The organism is Chitinophaga sp. 05T412 (genome assembly GCF_056396465.1).
Genome location: NZ_JBFTLN010000002.1, coordinates 544620 through 566406, shown reverse-complemented (window position 1 = coordinate 566406; position 21787 = coordinate 544620). Strand labels below are relative to the sequence as shown.

General features: G+C 44.9%; 22 protein-coding genes. 16 read left to right on the top strand and 6 right to left on the bottom strand.

The window, feature by feature from the left end:
• Positions 1-22: 22 nt before the first annotated feature.
• The 6 genes from porV (AC1DFM_RS06005) to AC1DFM_RS05980 all read right to left on the bottom strand — a co-directional run bounded on the left by porV (AC1DFM_RS06005) (position 23) and on the right by AC1DFM_RS05980 (position 8140).
• On the bottom strand, positions 23-1201 hold the full coding sequence (gene porV / locus AC1DFM_RS06005) for a type IX secretion system outer membrane channel protein PorV (RefSeq protein WP_477075792.1): 1179 nt from the start codon (positions 1199-1201) through the stop codon (positions 23-25).
• Positions 1202-1234: 33 nt separating this feature from the next.
• Positions 1235-1741, bottom strand: coding sequence for a T9SS type A sorting domain-containing protein (locus AC1DFM_RS06000; RefSeq protein WP_477075791.1), 507 nt, complete (start codon positions 1739-1741; stop codon positions 1235-1237).
• Positions 1742-2187: 446 nt separating this feature from the next.
• Positions 2188-5880 carry a hypothetical protein gene (locus AC1DFM_RS05995; protein ID WP_477075790.1) on the bottom strand — a complete coding sequence of 1231 codons (3693 nt, stop codon included), beginning with the start codon at positions 5878-5880 and terminating at the stop codon, positions 2188-2190.
• 28 nt (positions 5881-5908) lie between these two features.
• Positions 5909-6352, bottom strand: coding sequence for a hypothetical protein (locus AC1DFM_RS05990; RefSeq protein WP_477075789.1), 444 nt, complete (start codon positions 6350-6352; stop codon positions 5909-5911).
• A 61-nt stretch (positions 6353-6413) separates the two neighbouring features.
• Positions 6414-7592, bottom strand: coding sequence for a type IX secretion system outer membrane channel protein PorV (gene porV / locus AC1DFM_RS05985; RefSeq protein ID WP_477075788.1), 1179 nt, complete (start codon positions 7590-7592; stop codon positions 6414-6416).
• Between the two features lie 41 nt (positions 7593-7633).
• Entirely contained in the window at positions 7634-8140 is a 507-nt protein-coding gene (locus AC1DFM_RS05980; RefSeq protein ID WP_477075787.1) for a T9SS type A sorting domain-containing protein, read from the bottom strand.
• A 455-nt stretch (positions 8141-8595) separates the two neighbouring features.
• Here AC1DFM_RS05980 and fusA point away from each other — a divergent pair, with 455 nt between their 5' ends.
• From fusA to rplN, 16 genes are all read left to right on the top strand, one after another.
• The gene (gene fusA, locus AC1DFM_RS05975; protein WP_477075786.1) at positions 8596-10740 is read left to right on the top strand and encodes an elongation factor G; all 2145 of its coding nucleotides are present in this window, start codon (positions 8596-8598) and stop codon (positions 10738-10740) included.
• 336 nt (positions 10741-11076) lie between these two features.
• On the top strand, positions 11077-11802 hold the full coding sequence (locus AC1DFM_RS05970; RefSeq protein WP_477075785.1) for a glycosyltransferase: 726 nt from the start codon (positions 11077-11079) through the stop codon (positions 11800-11802).
• Between the two features lie 6 nt (positions 11803-11808).
• Positions 11809-12582 (top strand): polysaccharide deacetylase family protein, encoded by a 774-nt coding sequence (locus tag AC1DFM_RS05965; RefSeq protein WP_477075784.1) that lies wholly within the window; start codon positions 11809-11811, stop codon positions 12580-12582.
• 386 nt (positions 12583-12968) lie between these two features.
• A complete protein-coding gene (locus AC1DFM_RS05960; RefSeq protein WP_477075783.1) occupies positions 12969-13586 on the top strand; it encodes an outer membrane beta-barrel protein in 618 nt (205 codons plus the stop codon).
• Between the two features lie 1966 nt (positions 13587-15552).
• Positions 15553-15858: a 30S ribosomal protein S10 gene (gene rpsJ / locus AC1DFM_RS05955; RefSeq protein ID WP_012789286.1), complete on the top strand. Its 306-nt coding sequence runs from the start codon at positions 15553-15555 to the stop codon at positions 15856-15858.
• Between the two features lie 192 nt (positions 15859-16050).
• A complete protein-coding gene (gene rplC, locus AC1DFM_RS05950; RefSeq protein WP_477075782.1) occupies positions 16051-16668 on the top strand; it encodes a 50S ribosomal protein L3 in 618 nt (205 codons plus the stop codon).
• A 1-nt stretch (position 16669) separates the two neighbouring features.
• Positions 16670-17308 (top strand): 50S ribosomal protein L4, encoded by a 639-nt coding sequence (gene rplD, locus AC1DFM_RS05945; RefSeq protein ID WP_089903233.1) that lies wholly within the window; start codon positions 16670-16672, stop codon positions 17306-17308.
• Between the two features lie 61 nt (positions 17309-17369).
• Positions 17370-17669 (top strand): 50S ribosomal protein L23, encoded by a 300-nt coding sequence (gene rplW / locus AC1DFM_RS05940; protein WP_291917710.1) that lies wholly within the window; start codon positions 17370-17372, stop codon positions 17667-17669.
• Positions 17670-17753: 84 nt separating this feature from the next.
• Positions 17754-18587 (top strand): 50S ribosomal protein L2, encoded by an 834-nt coding sequence (gene rplB / locus AC1DFM_RS05935; protein ID WP_291917706.1) that lies wholly within the window; start codon positions 17754-17756, stop codon positions 18585-18587.
• Between the two features lie 66 nt (positions 18588-18653).
• A complete protein-coding gene (rpsS, locus tag AC1DFM_RS05930; RefSeq protein WP_079470771.1) occupies positions 18654-18920 on the top strand; it encodes a 30S ribosomal protein S19 in 267 nt (88 codons plus the stop codon).
• A 97-nt stretch (positions 18921-19017) separates the two neighbouring features.
• Positions 19018-19365, top strand: a complete 348-nt coding sequence (gene rplV, locus AC1DFM_RS05925; RefSeq protein WP_106527845.1) for a 50S ribosomal protein L22 — start codon at positions 19018-19020, stop codon at positions 19363-19365.
• Positions 19366-19428: 63 nt separating this feature from the next.
• Positions 19429-20220 carry a 30S ribosomal protein S3 gene (gene rpsC / locus AC1DFM_RS05920; protein WP_477075781.1) on the top strand — a complete coding sequence of 264 codons (792 nt, stop codon included), beginning with the start codon at positions 19429-19431 and terminating at the stop codon, positions 20218-20220.
• A gap of 55 nt (positions 20221-20275) precedes the next feature.
• Entirely contained in the window at positions 20276-20695 is a 420-nt protein-coding gene (gene rplP / locus AC1DFM_RS05915; RefSeq protein WP_079470768.1) for a 50S ribosomal protein L16, read from the top strand.
• 71 nt (positions 20696-20766) lie between these two features.
• Entirely contained in the window at positions 20767-20967 is a 201-nt protein-coding gene (gene rpmC / locus AC1DFM_RS05910) for a 50S ribosomal protein L29 (protein WP_079470767.1), read from the top strand.
• 88 nt (positions 20968-21055) lie between these two features.
• Positions 21056-21316 carry a 30S ribosomal protein S17 gene (gene rpsQ / locus AC1DFM_RS05905; protein WP_079470766.1) on the top strand — a complete coding sequence of 87 codons (261 nt, stop codon included), beginning with the start codon at positions 21056-21058 and terminating at the stop codon, positions 21314-21316.
• A 75-nt stretch (positions 21317-21391) separates the two neighbouring features.
• Positions 21392-21760: a 50S ribosomal protein L14 gene (rplN, locus tag AC1DFM_RS05900; RefSeq protein WP_079470765.1), complete on the top strand. Its 369-nt coding sequence runs from the start codon at positions 21392-21394 to the stop codon at positions 21758-21760.
• Positions 21761-21787 lie beyond the last annotated feature (27 nt).

Genomic DNA, 21787 nt, shown 5'->3' with positions numbered 1-21787 from the left:
AAAGGTGAATGATAGATAGTACCTATTGTTGAGTGGACGCATCCCGCGTTCCGCCAATATTATATACCAGCGAAAATTTTAATGTTCTTTTTTGAACGAGGCTTTCCCCGGTAGGCATCTGGTAGGCAATGTCCAGCGACAGATTAGATACCCGTACCCCTACACCTGCCGAAAAATGTTGCCGATAACCTTTATCAGGATGTTCATAGAAATAACCCGCCCGTAAAAAAAAGGCCTGCCGGTAGGCATATTCTATCCCTGAACCTATCGTGAACTCTCTTAATTCTTCATGAAACCCGCCAGGTGCATCCCCAAAAGAGGAAAAGATGGCGCTCACTACACCACGGTTGGGATCTTTACCCTTTAGAATCTGGTTGGTTTCTATCCCATTGGAGTCCAACGCATACAGGGGAGGAGTGGGGACCAGTAGTTTATTGATATCCACCGACAATGTGAACTCATGATCAACGGTATGAACAAACGTATAGCCGCCACCGATACGAAGATTCATCGGTAAAAAACTCTTGCGCGTGTTATCATCAGTGTACTGCAGTTTGGTACCTATATTGGTAATACTCACACCAAAACAGTAACGGTTGCCAAAATCCAGTTTGTCCTTACTGTTTTGGTAGTAATAACTAATGTCGCCAGCAACAGCGGATGCAGGCTTCTGTTGTAAATTATTATAGGAGCCCTGTCCCAGTTGGCTGCGTATATAACGGATACTGATCGCCAGCGACATGTGCTTACCGAGCTTCTTGGCATAAGCGCCATCTACGGCAAATTCCTTCGGGTTATAGTCCTGCAGAACAGTACCATTATCATCCCGGAAAGTCACGGAACCATAATTGAAGTATTTCATGGAAAACCCTATACCTTCAGATTCATTCCAGTTTTTATAGCCAGATACATAAGCCATATTAGACTTGTTATTATTCAGCTCCCACATCCAGGGCGAATAGTTGGCACTAACACCCCAATCTCCGGCAAATATTATTTTGGCAGCATTGGAAAACAGCGAATTGGCGTCCGGCATAAGTCCGGTGGTGGCATCTCCCACACCACTACTGCGGGCATCCGGATTAACTAACAGAAAGCTGGCTCCAATATTAGGCGGCCTTTGCGTTGCTTTCTGCGCTGATAATGGAATGCCAGCCGCCAATACACCTATAAGAAGCATAATTGTAAAACTGTATTTCATAATTTCATCAGTTAAGTAGTCATGAGGGGAGTGCTATTGCACAATCAGTTTATCGAAAGTCACATTCCCATTTACATTCAGCATCACCGTATAGATACCTGCTGCAAAATGATTAACAGGAAGTATCACCGTACTTCTGCCTGCGCCTAGTTCGAGGAACTGGTGGTAAATAGTTTGTCCTGCAGGATTGATCACTTCCAGGGTAAGCGTTATGTTAGATAGCAGGTCAAACTGGATTTTGGCATTAGTAACAGCAGGATTGGGAAACAGTATATAGTTCTTGACCGGATTCGTCAGCGGGGGCAGTTTAGGAAGCTCTTCTGGCTGCTGAAAGCCCTGGGTTAAAAAAAACTTGCCATTGGTCACGGGTTGTACCACCGCTTCTCCAACGGTGTATTGAATCATCATTTTTTGAACTGTTGCTGCGCCTCCGGTGCTCGCTACAACCTGCCGGTTTAGAATGATCTGGGCTTGAGAGGAGAGGTTAATATATGTCAATAAAAATAGCGCACACGCGCAGGTGAGTATAAATGTTCTCATATTAAGTAGTTAATCAATAAAAGGATGGGGATACTGGGTTGCGTGGCGCAATGGACTTTGATGCGAAACAGACCATGTGCCGTCGCTGCAATAAAGCTTTATTTCATTAAATAGCTGTTTTTAGGGCGTTACGTCGTTTTTTGCTCCAATTTTTCGTTCCTTTCTTTGGGGGAATTATGTTCGACTAGTTACAATCAACCGCTAATTTGAACGAATTCAGCTTGCTGGAAAACCTACATTTATCTTTTGGTAGAATTTGATAAGAAAATGGTAGTTATAGCACTAAAATTGGTTTTCGCTAAACCAGTTATTTTTAATTATCGTAATGTATTGGTGGGTCCCTCGAAAAATTGATCATTGGTTATTTATCCTAACAATAAAAAAGCAGGTATCCGAAGATACCTGCTGTCATAACTATTTAATGCTGAAGACTAACGATAAACAGCCTACTTCACATTTACCATTACTTTGATAATACCACCATCGCCGTCAAATTCCTGTAATGCCTTCCCGATCACCTGTCCTGGTTTTACTTTGTCCAGATCTGCTTTCATGGCATATCCAGGTTTACCCGAAGTAACGAGCAAATCTCCCCGGCGGATCATACCATTCTCATTACATACTTTGGTGGGAATTACACCTATCACACCCATAGGTACTTCTTCAGAAAGATCTGTTTCAATATCATGTTCTGTCAACAATACACCAGGTTTGGTGGCAAATACTCCCACCACTAATGTAGAGTAAGGCTCAGACGATTTTTCTACAGTACGATCTGTATGTGTAGCAATTACCAGCACATCTCCGGCTTCGTATGCAGTTCTTTGTCCGGATACAGCAAACGATTCCGCCACGTCAGCACCGGAGTTTTGTGTACCACCATTGAAAAAGCCTCTTCCTGCTTTATTGATACGGGCAATATTACTACCACTGTTCTGGAAAACAGCGGGATTACCACTTGCGCCTCTATGATCAACTACTAATGCACTTCCGGTACCATCATTCCTGATTGCCACAGTAGAATTACCATTAGCGGTATTGAAATTTGAAAATCGTGCTGCACGTCCCAAAGAAAAGTTTGGTACCCAGCCATAAACGGCATTACCGGTACCATTTACTGTACTCTCCACGCCATCACCACCATTGTCAGCATTGGCAGTTATACCATTACCATTTCCCTTCGCAATAGCCACTAACGCAGGCCCGTTTCCCGCAGTATTCGACTGGTAAAAGAGGCCGGCAAAGCCACCGGTACCAGTTGATTCCCCGAATACGCCTGCCGTACCAAAGTTGGCAAACTTCGAATTTACAATGCCATGTATAGCAGGAGAAGTCGCATCATTATTATCTACCTCAAAATAGCCCGCAGTACCATCTGCTAGTGTTTTGGCTGTTAATACGGTAGTGTTATTGGCATCATTGAAGTTCTCAAAATCGGCTGCCTGTCCCTTGCCAAAGGAGGGGACCCAGCCGTAAACCGCTTTACCCGTACCGTTTACACTACCCTCTATGGCATTGCCATCTTTCTTTACATTGGCAACAACAGCCTTGCCATTGCCGTCATTGATAGCGACTACAGTATTGCCGTTGCCTGCGTTATTGGAAGAGTAAAATAAGCCTGCAAACCCGCCTGTACCTGCTGATTCTGAATAAACACCTGCCGCACCAAAATTGCCAAATATGGTATTCACTTTTGCCCTTACAGCTGGTGCTACGGAATTGGTGTTGTCAACTTCAAACGCGCCCGCAGCTCCTACTCCCACTACACCAGGATCACCGTTAGAATTAGTATAGACGGTCATGTTATCCACCAGATTAGCATTATTAATGTTCCTAAAACGTCCGGAATTTCCGGTGCTGCCGCCGAGACCAATCTGCCCGAATACAGCGGCCGCAGTACCAGTATTATTGCCAGATACAAACCCCCTTACACCATAGCCTCCACCATCATTACGGCCAACTACCGCACCCGCGATATCAGAGTTGGTGCGTCCAACAACAGCCTCGCCACTACCGGTGTTGTCACCCAGAATAGCGGCAGACACCTGCTGCGTAGTATTACCATGTACCGCAAAGCCGGTACCCGAACTACTTGATATACCTTCTCCGGAACCACTAACGCTAACAGTGATGCCATTACCGTTTCCCAAGGTACTTACAGTAAGAGCGTCGTTGTTATTGGCATTATTGAAAACGGATATAGTTGCTGGCTGGCCGTTATTACTGGTAGCGTTTAAACCAATGCCACTATTACTGTTGGCAAATACGCCAGTTCCTGTACCACTGGAGTTGCCATATACACCAAGTCCATTTGGCGTTACGCCATAAACACCCCAGCCGGAACCTGCCTGTGATCCCCATACACCTATACCTAATCCACCAGTGCCGCTATTGATCCCCCTTACGGCGCTGGAAAAACCACCTGGTGCCGTCGAACTCACAATGCCACGTATGGCGGCAATAGAAGAGGTAGCCGTGTTGTTGACGCCCTCCAGTGATGTACCGTCGCCGTCATTAGTAATACTGAAAAGGGTAGAGGCATTATTTTCAGTGGCTACAAATGGAAGTGTCAATCCTCCACCTGGGGCTGCGGTCGCCAGCCATTGTGCTCCATCAAATTTTAATATTTGGTTGGCCAGTGGCGCTACGTTACTAACAGGTTTCCCTTGCAGTTTGGCTACTACGGGATTAGGGTAGGTACCGCTTAGATCTCCGCCGGCAGGTCCGTTTGGAGGCAAAGTAGTAGGTATAACACCAGCTGCAATTTTAGCCAGTGTCACTTTCCCATTTCCTATCAAAGGATTAGGGTAGGTACCAGAAAGATCTCCTCCGGCTGCAATACCATTGATATTGCCCGCCGGACCTTGTATACCTTGAGGGCCTGCTGGTCCGATAGGTCCTACCGAACCTGCCACACCCTGAGGTCCTACTGCGCCCGCAGGTCCCATCGCTCCGGCAGGTCCGGTAGCACCTACAGGTCCCGTTGCTCCTGGATCTCCCTTAGCGCCCGTCGCCCCAATGGGTCCTATGGGACCTATAGCTCCAGCAGGTCCGGTGGCACCCACGGGTCCCGTTGCTCCCGGATCTCCCTTAGCGCCTGTCGCCCCAACGGGTCCTATGGGACCTATAGCTCCAGCAGGTCCGGTAGCCCCCGCAGGCCCCATCGCTCCCGGATCACCTTTAGCGCCTGTTGCTCCGACTGGTCCTATGGGACCTATAGCTCCCGCAGGTCCGGTGGCACCCACAGGTCCCATCGCTCCCGGGTCTCCTTTAGCGCCTGTTGCTCCAACGGGTCCTATTGGGCCAGTCGCTCCAGCAGGTCCGGTGGCACCTGTAGGTCCCATCGCTCCCGGGTCTCCTTTAGCGCCTGTTGCTCCGACTGGTCCTATAGGACCTATAGCTCCAGTGGGCCCGGTGGCACCCGCAGGTCCCATCGCTCCTGGGTCGCCTTTAGCGCCTGTTGCTCCGACTGGTCCTATAGGACCTATAGCTCCAGTGGGCCCGGTGGCACCCGCAGGTCCCATCGCTCCTGGGTCTCCTTTAGCGCCTTGTGCCCCAACGGGTCCTATAGGACCTATAGCTCCAGCAGGTCCGGTAGCGCCCATGGGACCCACTGCGCCAGGATCACCTTTCGCTCCGGTAGCACCGGTAGCGCCAACTGGTCCCACAGGCCCAATAGCACCCACAGGCCCTACTGCCCCTGGATCACCTTTAGCACCGGCAGGTCCGGGGTTACCATTGGCGGCAAATAATGCATAAGGAACACTCATTAACTGGGAAGTTCCTAATTCACTAAAATTGTTGCCGTTTATGGAAACTTCCACTTTCAGATATTGATTGGCATTCGCCCACGGAACAGCACTGTAGGTGCCGGTTAACGGTGTACCTTTTCCGATTTGTAAAGTGAACAGACCCAAATTATTGGTAGTGGTACTGTGAGTTTCCTGGTATTGTACAGGCCCCGCTGCAGAACCACCCAATACGGAAAATCGTACCGTCAGTGATTGATTCCCAAGTACAGTACCGTTTGAGTTACGGGCCACAGCCTGGTAATTGGTACCTGCAAGTCCGCTTTGGGCCCACGTATACTGGAAAAACAACAGAAGAAATATAGTTGCCAGGTAGAATATCTTTTTCATAATCATCGTTTTAATAGTTAGCGGGGCGTTAGTTCTTTTTCTTAAGGTTCTTTACAGGAGGAGTATAGGTAGGCTCAGTACCTTGACTGGGAATCTCACCTGGTTTTGAAGGGTGTGTGGGCTGCGCAGCTTTCCGTTTATTATCGGCTTCCGTAGAAGATATATCTGACGGTAAAGACGCTTTGGTCGCCGTTTTCAGGGAACCCGCCTTCGCATTATTACGAACTACCGGTCTCTGGTAGTTCGTGAACGCCCAGTTTTCAAATGGGGTGGATATAACCGCTTTATCTGGTTGGGGTATTGCTTCCCTGGCTTTTAATTTTGAAAGATCCTGTTGCATGTCAGGAAACAGGAGCTTTTGCACGCTAACCCCTTCATTGGCCTCATTCCTGGCCTGAGGTAGCACTTGTGCATTTGTAAAGGAAAACATTCCTGTAGCGAGAAGAAATAAAATAAGGAGCAGTGATTTCATATGATCGAGAATTATAGATACATGAATAAAAAATGTTTAGCTATAGCTTGGCGGATGGTCACTAAGGTTGAATCGCTTCATCCCTGGTGCCTCCGATATTGTACACGAGCGAAAACTTCAGCGTTCTCTTCTGAACAAGGCTTTCACCGGTAGGCATCTGGTAGGCGATATCCAACGCCAGGTTGGATACCCGTACACCTATACCCGCCGAGAAATGCTGCCGGTAGCCTTTATTAGGATGTTCATAAAAGTATCCGGCCCGCACAAAAAACACTTGCCGGTACGCATATTCCACACCGGAGCCAATGGTAAATTCTCTTAGCTCTTCGTTAAAACCACCAGGGGCGTCACCGAAAGAGGAAAAGATGGCTGCTGTTACACCCCGGTTTGGATCTTTCCCTTTTAAAATCTGATTAGTTTCTATCCCGTTGGAGTCCAGCGCGTAGATAGGAGGAGTAGGAACCAATAACTTATTGATATCCAGAGAAAGGGTGAATTCATGATCGGCGGTGTGAACAAACGTATAGCCGCCACCGATACGAAGGCTCATCGGCAGAAAACTCTTTCTTGTATTGTCATCAGTGTATTGCAGTTTGGTGCCGATGTTGGTAATACTGACACCGAAACAGTACCGGTTGCCAAAATCCAGAAGGTCTTTGGTGTTCTGATAATAGTAACTGATATCTCCCGCTACTGCGGATGCCGGTTTTTGTTGCATGCTGTTATAAGATCCTTGTCCCAGTTGGCTGCGAACATATCTCATACCTATCGCCAGCGACATATGTTTGCCCATTTTTCGGGAATAAGCGCCGTCTATCGCAAATTCTTTGGGATTATAGTCCTGGAGTACGGTACCATTGTCATCCCTGAAAGTGACCGAACCGTAGTTAAAATATTTCAGGGAAACGCCTAGTCCTTCTGATTGATTCCAGTTTTTATAGGCGGCTACATAAGCCATGTTCGACTTATTGTTGTTCAACTCCCACATCCACGGTGAGTAGTTGGCGCTGACTCCCCAGTCGCCGGCAAATACTATTTTGGCTGCATTGGAAAACAGGGAATTGGCGTCGGGTGTTAGCCCGGTGGAGGCATCGCCGGTACCACTACTGCGGGCGTCCGGGTTAACCAGCAGGAAGCTGGCGCCGATGTTCGGTGGTTTCTGGATGCCCTTTTGTGCAGATAACTGGCTACTGGTAGCCAGAACGCCTGCAAAAAGAAGAAGGGTGTAACCGTGTTTCATGTGTTAGCAATTAAGTGTGATCGGGGAGGGCAGGTAACGTATTACTGCACAATGAGTTTCTCAAAAAATACATTCCCGGCAACGTTCAGCATCACCGTATATATGCCTGCGGCAAAATGGTTGACAGGCAACACCACGAGGTTCCGGCCTGCACTCAGCTTCAGGAACTGGTGGTAGACATTTTGCCCTGCCGGATTAATCACTTCAATGGTGATATTGGCGCTGCTGAGCAGGTCAAATTGAATTTTGGTATTGGTGACCGCGGGGTTGGGGAATATCACATAATTCTTTACGGAAGTTGTGCCCGGTGGTAGTTTGGGGAGTTCTTCCGGTTGCTGAAATCCCTGTGTCAGCAGGGTTTTACCATTGGTGATGGGGAGCACTACGGCTTCTCCTACCGTGTATTGAATATGGATGTTCTGTACAATTCCCTGGCCGCCTGAAGCGGCGGTTACCTGTCGGTTGAGTATTACCTGGGCTTGGGATGACGTACAGACGCAGTGCAGCAACAGCAGTGCACAGGCGCAACTGAGTACAAGTGTTCGCATATAAATGGGGTGAATCAGTAAATAAATGTCAGAATAAGGCTATCGTGCTACATCAGATCTGCTATTGCCGGAAATAAATGACATCATGAATAGCGTACAGTTTTTCATTCATAAATACATGTGCGTTTAACTGGAGTTAGATAATTATTGTGCTCGTTTCGCAAACTTTTCAGATCCTTGGGGGATTACAACTATTAACATTCACTGCAAAAATGGTTGAAATGTGGTAAGCAGGAAACAGGCATTTCACTTTTGGTGGAATTTGATAAAAAAATGGTGGGTACAGTCTAAAAACTGGTTTTCGCGCTTCTATTTATTGTATAGAATTATAATGTGATGAAATGCCTGTACTCGTTAAAAAGAAATAACAATTTGGAAAAGCTGATCATTTTATTTATTGTCAAAAATAAGTTACCTTTGCCCCCCAAATTGCATTATTTAGTCACTTTAATATTATGGCAGACTTAAAATTTCAAAGGAACTTTGGTATTGCGGCGCACATCGATGCGGGTAAAACCACTACCACAGAACGTATCCTGTATTATACAGGTAAATCCCACAAAATTGGAGAGGTGCACGAGGGTGCTGCTACAATGGACTGGATGGCACAGGAGCAGGAAAGAGGTATTACCATCACATCTGCGGCAACCACTTGTTTCTGGAATTTTCCAACCTTACAAGGTAAAGCCTTACCTGATACCAAACAATATAAATTCAATATCATCGATACCCCAGGTCACGTGGACTTTACCGTTGAGGTAGAGCGTTCACTGCGTGTACTGGACGGTCTGGTGGCATTGTTCTGCGCTGTATCTGGTGTTGAACCTCAGTCTGAAACCGTTTGGCGTCAGGCTAACCGCTACCGTGTACCCCGTATCGGTTTCGTTAATAAAATGGACCGTTCCGGTGCTGACTTCCTGAACGTGGTTAAACAGGTAAAAGAAATGCTGGGTGCTAACCCCGTTCCTTTGACCCTGCCAATCGGTGCTGAAGATTCCTTCAAAGGTGTAGTTGACCTGATTACCATGAAAGGTATCATCTGGGACGAAGAAGGTAAAGGTGCTACTTACCAGGAAATTCCTATTCCGGAAGATATGCAGGCTGAAGCGGAAGAGTGGAGAGCTAAACTCGTAGAAGCAGTTGCTGAATACGATGACACGCTGATGGAGAAATTCTTCGAAGATCCTAACTCTATCTCTGAAGATGAAATCCACGAAGCAATCCGTAAAGCTACCATCGATATCGCTATCATCCCTATGATGTGCGGTTCCTCTTTCAAAAACAAAGGTGTACAGAAGATGCTGGATGCGGTTTGCCGCTACCTGCCTTCTCCAATGGATGTGGAAGCAGTAAAAGGTACTGATCCTGACAGCGGTGAAGAAATCCAGCGTAAACCAGATGCGAAAGAACCACTGTCTGCGTTGGCGTTCAAAATTGCAACCGATCCTTTCGTAGGTCGTCTGGCGTTCTTCCGGGTTTATTCCGGTMACCTGGATGCAGGTTCTTATGTACTGAACACCCGTACTGGTAAAAACGAACGTATCAGCCGTATCATGCAGATGCACGCTAACAAGCAGAATCCTATCGATTTCATCGAAGCTGGTGATATCGGTGCTGCTGTTGGTTTTAAAGATATCAAAACCGGAGATACCCTGTGTGATGAAAAATCACCAATTATCCTGGAATCTATGACCTTCCCAGAACCAGTTATCAGCATCGCCATCGAGCCTAAAACTCAGGCAGACGTTGATAAAATGGGTATGGCGCTGGCTAAACTGGTAGAAGAAGATCCTACCCTGAAAGCTAAAACTGACGAAGAAACCGGCCAAACCGTACTGAGCGGTATGGGTGAGCTTCACCTGGAAATCATCGTTGACCGTATGCGTCGCGAGTTCAAGGTAGAAGTTAACCAGGGTGCTCCTCAAGTAGCTTACAAAGAAGCCCTGACTACCAAAATTGAACACCGTGAGGTATTCAAGAAACAAACCGGTGGTCGTGGTAAATTTGCTGATATCCAGGTTGAAATCGGACCTGCGGATGCAGAATGGCTGAAAGAAAACGAAGGCAAATCCTTACAGTTCATCAATGACATCTTTGGTGGTGCAATCCCTAAAGAGTTCATCCCTGCTGTACAGAAAGGCTTCGAACAATCTCTCAACCAGGGTGTTCTCGCTAGCTTCCCGCTGACCAGCTTAAGAGTTCGTCTGTTTGATGGTTCTTACCACCAGGTGGATTCTGATGCCATGTCATTCGAATTGTGCGCTAAACAAGCTTTCCGTGAAGCTGCCCGCAAAGCTAAACCAGTATTGCTGGAGCCAATCATGAAAGTAGAAGTGCTAACTCCAGACCAATACATGGGTGACGTTACAGGTGACTTGAACCGTCGTCGTGGTATGCTGGAAGGTATGGACTCCAAAAACGGTGTTCAGGTAATCAAAGCTAAAGTGCCACTGAGCGAAATGTTCGGTTACGTAACTCAGCTGCGTTCCCTGTCTTCTGGTCGCGCAAGCTCCATCATGGAGTTCTCTCACTATGCTCCAGCTCCAAACAACGTGGCTGAAGAAGTGATTGCTAAAGTGAAAGGCAAAGTAAACGCTTAATCACAGCTCTTTATACCGGAAAGGTTGTTCTGCGCAAGCGGAACAACCTTTCTGCTTTTATAGCCAACTGACATGAACATGCTATTGCCAGGATAAGAATATTTGATATTTTCGGTGTAATAACCTACAACTGAAATTTACTTTTTGCTAACTGCCAGGGTCCTGTTTTACAGGACCTTTTTTATTTTTTATCTCCCCATAGAGGGGAATGTCGTTTCAAGCGTCTTTTTGATAGAATGTAATCCACTTCACCTATATTTTTTAGACAGTCTTGAAATTATGTCATTAGAGTTATTGCAAGCACCTCCTACAACTGTGGTTTCTACATCGGGAGAAATGATCAAGCTTACTTCCGGCCTCGACTTGATTCTGCCCTGCTGGAACCCTTCGGGCCCCTGGGTGGAATCACTTATCAGGCATTACCACGAAGTAACCACCATCATGGGAAAAGTGCCTGTTCAGCTGATTCTGGTGAATGACGGATCAGTGAGAAATTTCACGGCGCAACATATTGCCTGGCTCGAGGCAGCCATTCCCAACATTATTATTGTAAGCTATACCCGCAATCGCGGTAAGGGATATGCCGTGAGAGAAGGCGTAAAACGCTCCCAACATGCTTTTCAGGTTTACACAGACCTGGACTTCCCCTTTGGCATATACGCCGTAAAAGAAGCCTACGATCGTCTCACACAGGGACTGGATGTAGTAGCAGGGGAGAGGGGGGCTGCTTATCTCCGGGAATTACCGCGCAAGCGCCGTATCATTACCCGCATCAGCCGCGCATTGAACAGAGTAGTGCTGGATCTGAAAGTGGAAGATGCACAGGCTGGATTGAAAGGGTTTAATGCCTACGGTAGAAACATACTGCTGAAAACCCAAATAGATGGCTTCCTGTATGATAGCGAGTTTTTATACCATGCAGGGAAGCGCCCACACATTAAAATTGGAGCAGTTGCCGTATCTTGCCGCCCCGGTATTCAGTTCTCTTCTTTCCGCATGAAACTTTTAATGAAAGAATTGCTGAATTATTGCCGGATTATCGTCGGTTCCAAAGCCGCTTAGTTTTTTATGAAACAAACGAACAGGATATTGATCAGCGTTGACGTGGAGGAATTTGATATCCCGGAAGAATTTGGTCAACAAGTCTCATTACAGGAGAAACTGGAAGTTTCCAGGAGCGGGTTACAGGCTACACTGGCATTATTTGATAAATATAACGTACGCGCTACTTTTTTTGTGACGGCTTACTGGGCGCAGCATTATCCTGAATTAATCAGGCAAATGGCCGCGAAACATGAGATAGCCTCTCACGCATATTATCATAGCTCATTCTCCGAAGCAGATCTGGAAGGTTCCAGGTTAGCCCTGCAGGAAATAAGCGGTCAACAGATACAAGGATTTCGCATGCCCCGTTTGCGTAAAGTAAACATGGAAGCGTTAAAGGCAGCAGGATATCTATATGATGCCTCGGTGAATCCCACCTGGCTGCCGGGAAGATATAATAACTGGCATCTGCCGAGAACTGTTTTTAAGGAAAATGATACGTGGATTATCCCATCTTCTGTATCACCGCTTATCAGATACCCTATATTCTGGCTGAGCATCAAAAATATGCCCCTTTGGATAACCCGGCATTTTAGTAAAAGGGTATTAAAGAAAGACAATTACCTGTCCTTTTATTTCCATCCCTGGGAACTGATGGATATTAATTCGTATACGTTACCAGGTTATATCCGACGCGTATCCGGAGAAAAAATGCAGCGTAAAATGGATGGATTCCTAAGTTTTTTACAACAACAGGGGACTTTCTGTACGCATGCCGACCTGTTAAAATCACGCTAGTACCTACTTTATAATATACATCTTTCACAACCGGACCATCTGGTTGCGAAAGATGTTTTTTTATGCAACAACATTTAAGTTATAAATGTTATAGTAATAATGAATAATGATAAGTGTTCATGTTCAGAGAATTTCCGAACTGTACAATAACATTTTTTTTAAAGAAGAAGCGCTTAGTATATTCATTTTCAGTAGTTTTGTAAGAACAGATGATATCTGTTGTCATGTGGTGTTTGTTGAACGATGTCGATGACTACCCCCATTATCCCCCTGCCTTTTATGTTTTTTGACGGCTGACTATTGACAGCTTAGATGCAAATGGATGCGTTTGCCTGGAATTTTCTTATTCATTCAACACGTTAATTGTTAAAACAAAAAATCAGACTATGAAAAGAATTCGTCTCTTGACCCTTGCACTTTCAGCTGTATTGTTTKGTTCTGCTGCTAATGCCCAGATTCAGAAAGGAAATATTATGGTGGGGGCTGATCTCACCAACCTCAGTGTTACCTTCCAAAAAGAAAGTACTGCTTTTAGCTTCAACCTGTCGCCCAAAGTAGGTTGGTTTATCAAGGATGGGCTGGCCATTGGCGGTTATGTTGATTTTGGTGCCAATACCACTAAGAATAAAACAACGGATACCCGTGCTTCTAATACCAATTATGGTATAGGTGCGTTTGCCCGTTATTTTGTAGAAGATAAGAATGTAAGGAAACTCGAATTTTCGAAGAGAGTCCGGTTTTTTGCAGAAGTGAATGCTGGTTTTGCTGGTCAGAATCCGGCCAGTGGAGCTTCTACGAATGGTTTTAACGTAGGTATCGGACCCGGCATTTCTTATTTTATTACGCCAAACATCGGTCTGGAAGGTTTATTCAAATATGATCTTACTGTAGGTGGTGGTAACTCAACTACCGCTAACCGTCTTAGTCTGGGTATAGGTTTCCAGATTTACCTGCCTTCTGCAAAAGCAAAAGCTATTTATAAAGAAGAAAGAAGCGGAAAATAATCAGGTGTGTATAACATCTACTGGGTTACGGTGACATTTTATGTTCTCCGTAACCTTTTTTATTAGTAGTCCTAACAGGGATAAGGGTTGAACAAAATGAACAGCGGGAGAATGAATGAATTAAGTGAATGAAGGCTTTTTAGCAGGAAGCAGTTATTTTAGTAACCTGTTTGCGTAGACGCAGTCAGGGGGATTGCCGAAAACCCGTAATAGAGTAGGCGTTACGTCCATAATATCTCCGTATGATTAACACTATTCTCTACGCGCTCCTGAAGTTTTGGCAAACTGTAATTGGTGCGCTGTAATTTTCTGCGTTATTACACAAGGATATTTTCCTGATGGGATTGCCGAAAACCATACAACAGAGTAGGCATAAAAGAAAATAACCCACTTATGATCCTCGATGCGTTAAACACATTTCTGAAGGGCCTGCTGGCATTGCTGGTATCTGCGCTCGGCGGTATATAATGATGTTGTTGACACAAGCAACTGACCTGGCAATAGTGTTTTAGCTAATGTAAGGCAGTGCACGAATATCATTCGTCTTTTTCAGTAATTCACAACCTATTTTAATTGAGCAAGGGCTCCCGCTGTCGAGTGGGGGCCTTCTTGTTTAGAATAAGGTGATCTGGTTTAATGGCCTGTGGTAGCGGATTGAACAAAAAACGTTTTAGGAATCCGAACTGAATAAAATGAACGAACGGTTTTTTGTGAATAGACTTTAATTTCGGCGAACACTTAAAAAGAGAGTGTATCTGGGATTGCCGAAAACCAAATCAAAAGAGTAGGTATCACCCGTAGTAAAAACTATCTTATGGCTTTACTGTCTCAACTGCTGGCAACCATCGTTGCATTGCTGAAATCTCTGCTGGGTGGTCTGTAATCACAGATACCCCCGCTAAGGGATGCAGTATTTAAATCATGCTATTTCCCTTACGCACATCATCATCCGGAGGCTGTTCATCCTATGAACAGCCTCTTTTTTTATGAGTCAGCTATCCTCGCTAAATAGTGCTGATAGCTGAATGAACAGGATGGGTTCATTGTATTACGAATGAACAAAATGAATGATTACATATTGAATGATTGCTTTTAATTTTAGTATTGTTAACTGAATAACAACTGGGAATGCCGAAAACCAGACAATAGAGTAGGCAATATCTTATTAAAACCTTTTTTCCATGGATTTACTGAATCAACTGCTGGCATTAATCTTAGGATTAGTAAGATCATTACTGGGTGGTTTAGGCGGTGGCTTACCGCTTTAATAGGGTGGCCATTTGGCTATAGACGTACCCAAATCACTTTAATTATTCAACAAAGGGTTGTTCCGGGAAAGCCGGAACAACCCTTTGTGTTAAAAGAAGGTGTTGTGTACTTGCTGAATGTTGGCAGTCCTTTCCTTTTATTTCCGTTTTTAATGATGACACCATTGCCTGTTTTAATGAAATCGGTTACCATATGCCGGATATGGGCACTGGAGTAAATGAAGGGAAGGAATAGTCCTTTGGGGATAATTGCGGGAGAAGGGGGAGGGGAGCCCCATTTCAGTGCCGTTTACTCACTAAGCGGGCTATTGGCATCCGTAAACTGGTCACCTGGGGTCCAATAAAAATCATTGAAGCCCACTGGGCGGGATTTTCCGCCTGATGGGAGCTAGTTTTATCCCTTCTCCCGAAAAAAATATAAAGAAATTCACCTTTTTTTGGTTTTGAAATTTGTTTTCCTATATTTGTCAAAACGAGCATGTGAAGTTACCTTAAGGCTTAACACACACACAATGAATGTTTTCTGAAGCCTTAATGCCAATCAATTTTGTTTTCCTCCTCTTCCAACTACTGCCGGAGCTGGCCTTTTGCCCCGGAACTTTCATTTTTTTCTGAGATTTATTTGCCAAATAGAAAAAACGGGTTACCTTTGCCCTCCCAAATTGTATTGGGAAAAAACTAGAAGAAGTTCATTGCATATGTCTCAGAGAATAAGAATCAAGCTGAAGTCCTACGATCATAACCTGGTAGACAAGTCTGCTGAGAAGATCGTTAAAACCGTGCGTAACACGGGTGCCGTGGTAACAGGTCCAATTCCTTTACCTACCGAGAAGAAAATATTTACAGTATTACGTTCTCCGCACGTAAATAAGAAAGCGCGCGAGCAGTTCCAACTGTGTACACACAAACGTTTACTGGATATTTACACGTCTTCTTCCAGAACTGTAGACGCGCTGAGCAAGCTCGATCTGCCATCTGGGGTAGAAGTTGAAATTAAAGCATAGGACAACAGCAAGGCGGGCGAAAGGCCGGCCTTTTATTGATTTATGGTTATCTTGTTGGTTTCCAACAAGATAACAATTTTAACAACAAACATAGGTTGCGCCTTCTGGGCAACCACCCAATAAATGTATTTAAACCGCCCATCCTGGGGATAGCACGAAATCCCCCAGGCGCTGGGTAAAATCATATAAAAAATGAAAGGTATTATTGGCAAAAAGATTGGTATGACCAGCATCTTCGAAGCTAATGGTAAACAAACTGCTGTTACCATTATCGAAGCGGGTCCCAACGTTGTAACTCAGGTTAAAACCCTGGAAACAGATGGTTACAATGCAATTCAGGTTTCTTTCGGTGAGAAGAAAGAAAAACACACCACAAAAGCAGAAAGCAGTCACTTCGCGAAAGCAAGCACCTCTCCCAAACGTTTCGTAAAAGAACTCCGCAACCCGGATGTACAGAAAGCCCTCGGTGAATCTATCACCTGCGAAATCTTCGCAGAAGGTGAAACAATTGACGTTGTAGGCACTTCCAAAGGTAAAGGTTTCCAGGGTGTTGTAAAACGCCACGGATTCAGTGGTGTGGGTGAAGCTACCCACGGTCAGCACGATAGAAGCAKAGCTCCTGGTTCTGTTGGTGGATCATCTTATCCTTCCCGCGTTTTCAAGGGTATGCGTATGGCCGGCCAGACAGGTAATGAAAGAGTGAAAGTGAAAGGTCTGAAGATCGTGAAAATATTCCCTGAGAAGAATTATATCCTGGTAAGTGGTTCCGTTCCCGGCCACATTGGTTCAATCGTTTTAATCCAGAAGTAACATGCAAATCGATATTTTAAATATAGAAGGTAAAAAAACCGGAAGGTCTATTGAACTTCCTGAGGAGATCTTTGGTGTTGAGCCTAACAACCACGTTATCTACCTGGCTGTTAAACAATACCTCGCTGCTCAGCGTCAAGGTACCCACAAGGTAAAAACCAGAGCTGAAGTACAAGGTGCTTCCCGTAAACTGCACAAACAAAAAGGTACTGGTGGTGCCCGTAAAGGTAACATCCGTAACCCATTGTATAAAGGTGGTGGTACCATCTTCGGACCAAAACCGCACGGTTGGGGTTTCAAACTGAACAGAAAAGTGAAAGATCTCGCTAAGATCTCCGCCCTGTCAGTAAAAGCTAAAGAAAACAGCATCATCATCGTTGAAGATCTGCAACTCGAAGCGCCTAAAACCAAACAATTCGTTGGTTTCCTGAAGAACCTGAACATCAATGTAGAAGGCAGAAAAACTATGTTTATCACGCCTGAATACAATGACAACGTTTATCTGTCTTTGAGAAACATTCCTACTGTAGACGGTACCGTTCTGAGCGACGTAAACACTTACGACATCATGAACAGTAACTATATCGTGTTCACAGAAAGCGCAGCTAAGATCTTCACTGAAGAGCCTGCTGAAGCGTAAGGATAACAATTAACAAAACAAGCTAAGAGCTACGCGCTAATAGCTAAAAGATATAAAGAAAATGAAACTTTCTGACGTTTTAATCAAACCGGTGGTATCCGAAAAGGTTAACAAAGCAACCGAAAAATTCAACCGCTACTACTTCATCGTTGACAAAAAAGCCAACAAACTGGAGATCAAAAAAGCAGTAGAAGAATTTTACGGCGTAACCGTAGCAGATGTAAACACTGCTGTAATGCCAGGTAAAGCTAAATTCCGCTTTACTAAAGCCGGTTTCATCGCAGGTAAAAAACCGTCTTACAAAAAGGCGATCATTACCATTGCAGCTGGTGAAACTATAGATCTGTATGCTAACATGTAGTGCCGTTCCGGCCTGAACAGCCGGGATGTGGATGTATATGCAGATCACTTTTATATTAATTAACATTTAACTTTTTAGGAAGTAATGGCACTGAAGAAGTTCAAACCAATGACGGCCGGTACCCGCTGGAAAATAGGCAACGCTTACGCTGAGCTGACATCGGATACCCCTGAAAAAAGCCTGCTGGAACCAATTAAAAGGACCGGCGGTAGAAATGCGCAAGGAAGAATGTCCATGCGCTACATAGGTGGTGGTCACAAGAAACAATACCGTGTAATTGATTTCAAGCGTGATAAAGAGAATGTACCAGCTACAGTTAAAACGATCGAGTACGATCCTAACCGTAGCGCATTCATCGCACTGGTAAGCTATGCAGATGGTGAAAAACGTTATATCATCGCTCCACAGGGCCTGCAAGTTGGCGGTACTGTGATCAGCGGTACTGACGTTGCACCTGAAGTAGGTAACGCTTTACCATTGAAAAATATGCCACTGGGTACTGTTGTGCACAACATCGAGCTGCAACCTGGTAAAGGTGGTGCGATCGCAAGAAGCGCCGGCGCTTATGCACAGTTATCCAACAAGGAAGAAAAGTATGCCGTACTGAAAATGCCTTCTGGTGAGCTCCGCAAAGTATTGAATACTTGTAAAGCAACTGTAGGTACTGTTTCTAACTCTGACCACGCACTGCAATCCATCGGTAAAGCAGGTGCTAACCGTTGGAGAGGTATCCGCCCCCGCAACCGTGGTGTGGCTATGAACCCTGTGGATCACCCAATGGGTGGTGGTGAAGGTAAATCTTCCGGAGGCCATCCAAGATCAAGAACTGGTAAATATGCGAAAGGTCTGAAAACCAGAAAACCGCATAAGAGTTCTGATAAGCTGATCATTAGCAGAAAAAACGGTAAAAAATTATAATTTCTGAATTCGGGCTCCGGTAGCAATATCGGACCCCGGGTTTGAAAAATCATAAATCAGTAAGACATGGCTCGTTCCATAAAAAAAGGTCCTTACGTAGACCTGAAATTAGAAACAAAAGTTGAGAAGATGAATACCGGTACCAAGCGTTCTGTTATCAAGACCTGGAGCCGTCGTTCTACTATCACTCCTGATTTCGTGGGTCACACTTTCGCAGTTCACAATGGCAACAAATTTATTCCTGTTTATGTAACAGAATTCATGGTTGGCCATAAACTGGGCGAATTTGCACCAACACGTAACTTCAGAGGACACGTTAACAAGAAAATGTAAATTATAGTCTGAGGTTTGAGGTTTGAAGTACCAGTTTCAAACCTGCAACATCAAACATCAGGCATCAGACACTTAATAATAAAAGAAATTAATTACAATGGAAGCAGTAGCTAAGCTGAATAATAATCCTACATCTCCCCGCAAAATGCGTTTGCTGGCAGACTTAATCCGTGGTCTGGATGTAGAAAAGGCTTTGAATATTTTGAAATTCCATCCGAAACACCCAAGCGTACCTTTAGAGAAACTGCTGGTATCTGCAATCGCTAACTGGAAAGTTAAGAACGAAGGTGCAAGGGTAGAAGATGCTAACCTGATCGTAAAAACMGTTTTTGTTGATGGTGGCCGTACGCTGAAAAGAATGCGCCCAGCTCCACAAGGAAGGGGTTACCGTATTCGCAAGAGAAGTAACCACGTAACGATTGTAGTGGACGGTAAAGCACAATAATTCGTGCAATCGGAAACGAGATAGAAACAAAACTATTTAAACTAATAGACAAATAACCAGAACATGGGTCAGAAAACAAATCCTATTGGTAACAGGTTAGGTATCATCAGAGGATGGGACTCTAATTGGTATGGCAGCAAAAAAGATTTTGCTACCAAACTGATCGAAGATAACAAGATCAGAACTTATCTGAATGCCCGTATCAACAAAGGTGGCATCTCAAGAGTTGTGATCGAAAGAACTTTAGGTAAGTTAATCATCACTGTTCATACTTCTAAGCCTGGTATCATCATCGGTAAAGGCGGTAACGAAGTTGATCGCATCAAAGAAGAACTGAAGAAGCTGACAGGTAAAGAAGATGTTCAGATCAACATCCTCGAAATCCGTCGTCCTGAAATGGATGCTAACATCGTTGCTGAAACAATTGCTAAACAAATCGAAAGCCGTATTAACTACAAACGCGCTATCAAAATGGCAATTGCTACTGCTCTGAGAATGGGTGCAGAAGGTATCAAGGTTAAAATCAGCGGCCGTTTAGGTGGTGCTGAAATTGCCCGCTCGGAAGAAATGAAACAAGGCCGTACTCCATTACATACTTTCCGTATGGACATCGATTACGCTTCCCTGTTCGCTTTAACCGTTTATGGTAAAATCGGTATCAAAGTATGGATCTGTAAAGGTGAAGTACTGGGTAAACGCGATCTTAACCCGAACGTTTTAACCGGTAAAGAAGGTGATAACCGTGGCGCTGGTCATGGTGGTGAAAGAAGAGAACATCACGGTGAACGTAGAGACAACCGCGGTGGTGGCGAAAGAAGAGGCGGTGGAGAAAACCGTGGCGGCGGCCGCAGATAGTATCTGGCGGTTGAGCAGACATTAACAATTACTATTAACATTAACAACATAGACGATGTTACAGCCAAAAAGAACGAAACACAGGAAGATGCACAAAGGCCGCATCAAAGGGAACGCTAAAAGAGGCGCTACCCTCTCCTTTGGTACTTTCGGTCTTAAAGCATTAGAACCTAAGTGGATCACCGACAGGCAGATCGAAGCTGCCCGTGTGGCACTTACCAGACACATGAAACGTGAAGGTAACGTGTGGATTCGCATATTCCCTGACAAACCTATCACTGCTAAGCCTTTGGAAGTGAGGATGGGTAAAGGTAAAGGTGCTCCTGACCATTGGGCAGCAGTAGTAAAACCAGGTAGAATTTTATTTGAAGCAGACGGCGTTTCCTTACAGGTAGCGAAAGAAGCAATGGAACTCGCAGCTCAGAAACTGCCCATCAAAGTAAAATTTGTTACCAGCCGCGACTACGTAGCTTAATCACAGGTACACAATAACTAAAAAAATCCGGTAACACTGCTCCGGCAGCTAACCGAATCAAACTCAATACAATGGCAAAAGAAAAGCTGGAACTGAAAGGCCTGAGCGAACAAGATCTTAAAGAGAAAATCTCTGCTGAGGAACTCCGCTTGAAAAAAATGACCTTTGGTCACGCAATTACGCCAATCGAAAATCCAATGAGCATCCGCGCCGTAAGACGCGATATCGCTCGGATGAATACCGAACTGCGTAAAAGACAACTGGGCTTCTAAATCTTCAGTCCCGGTAACACCGGGGCTGCTGAATAGCATTAGTATAACAATTTATGACCTCCTCACGGAGGGTTAAATACTTTCAACAATGACGACCGAAAGAAAATTAAGAAAAACCAGGATTGGTGTGGTTGCCAGCAACAAAATGGATAAAACCATCACCGTTAAGGTGGAGCGTAAGGTAAAGCACCCGATCTATGGTAAATTCGTGAAAAAAACTACCAAGTTCATGGCACACGACGATAAGAACGAGTGCAGCATTGGCGATACCGTGAAAATCGCGGAAACTCGTCCTTTGAGCAAGAACAAGTGCTGGAGACTGGTAGAAGTAATCGCTAAAGTAAAATAATTCATTATTTGTTTCAAGCTGTATCCGGCAATCCCGGGTTCAGCCGCTGACTAAACAATATCAAATCTCATTTCGATGATACAACAAGAATCAAGACTGAGTGTAGCTGACAACAGCGGTGCGAAAGAAGTACTTTGCATCCGCGTGTTAGGTAACTCCGGTCAGGACTACGCTGGCGTAGGCGATAAGATTGTAGTAACCGTGAAGGATGCAATGCCAGGCGGTGGTGTTAAGAAAGGTATGGTTACCAAAGCGGTAATCGTAAGAACTAAGAACAAATTACGTCGTAAAGACGGTTCTTATATCCGTTTCGATGATAACGCAGTAGTACTGCTGAATAACTCAGACGAACCTCGCGGTACCCGTATTTTCGGTCCGGTTGCACGTGAGCTGAGAGACAAGGGTTATATGAAAATTATCTCCCTCGCTCCTGAGGTATTATAAGATATTATCGATGATGGGATTCAGGAT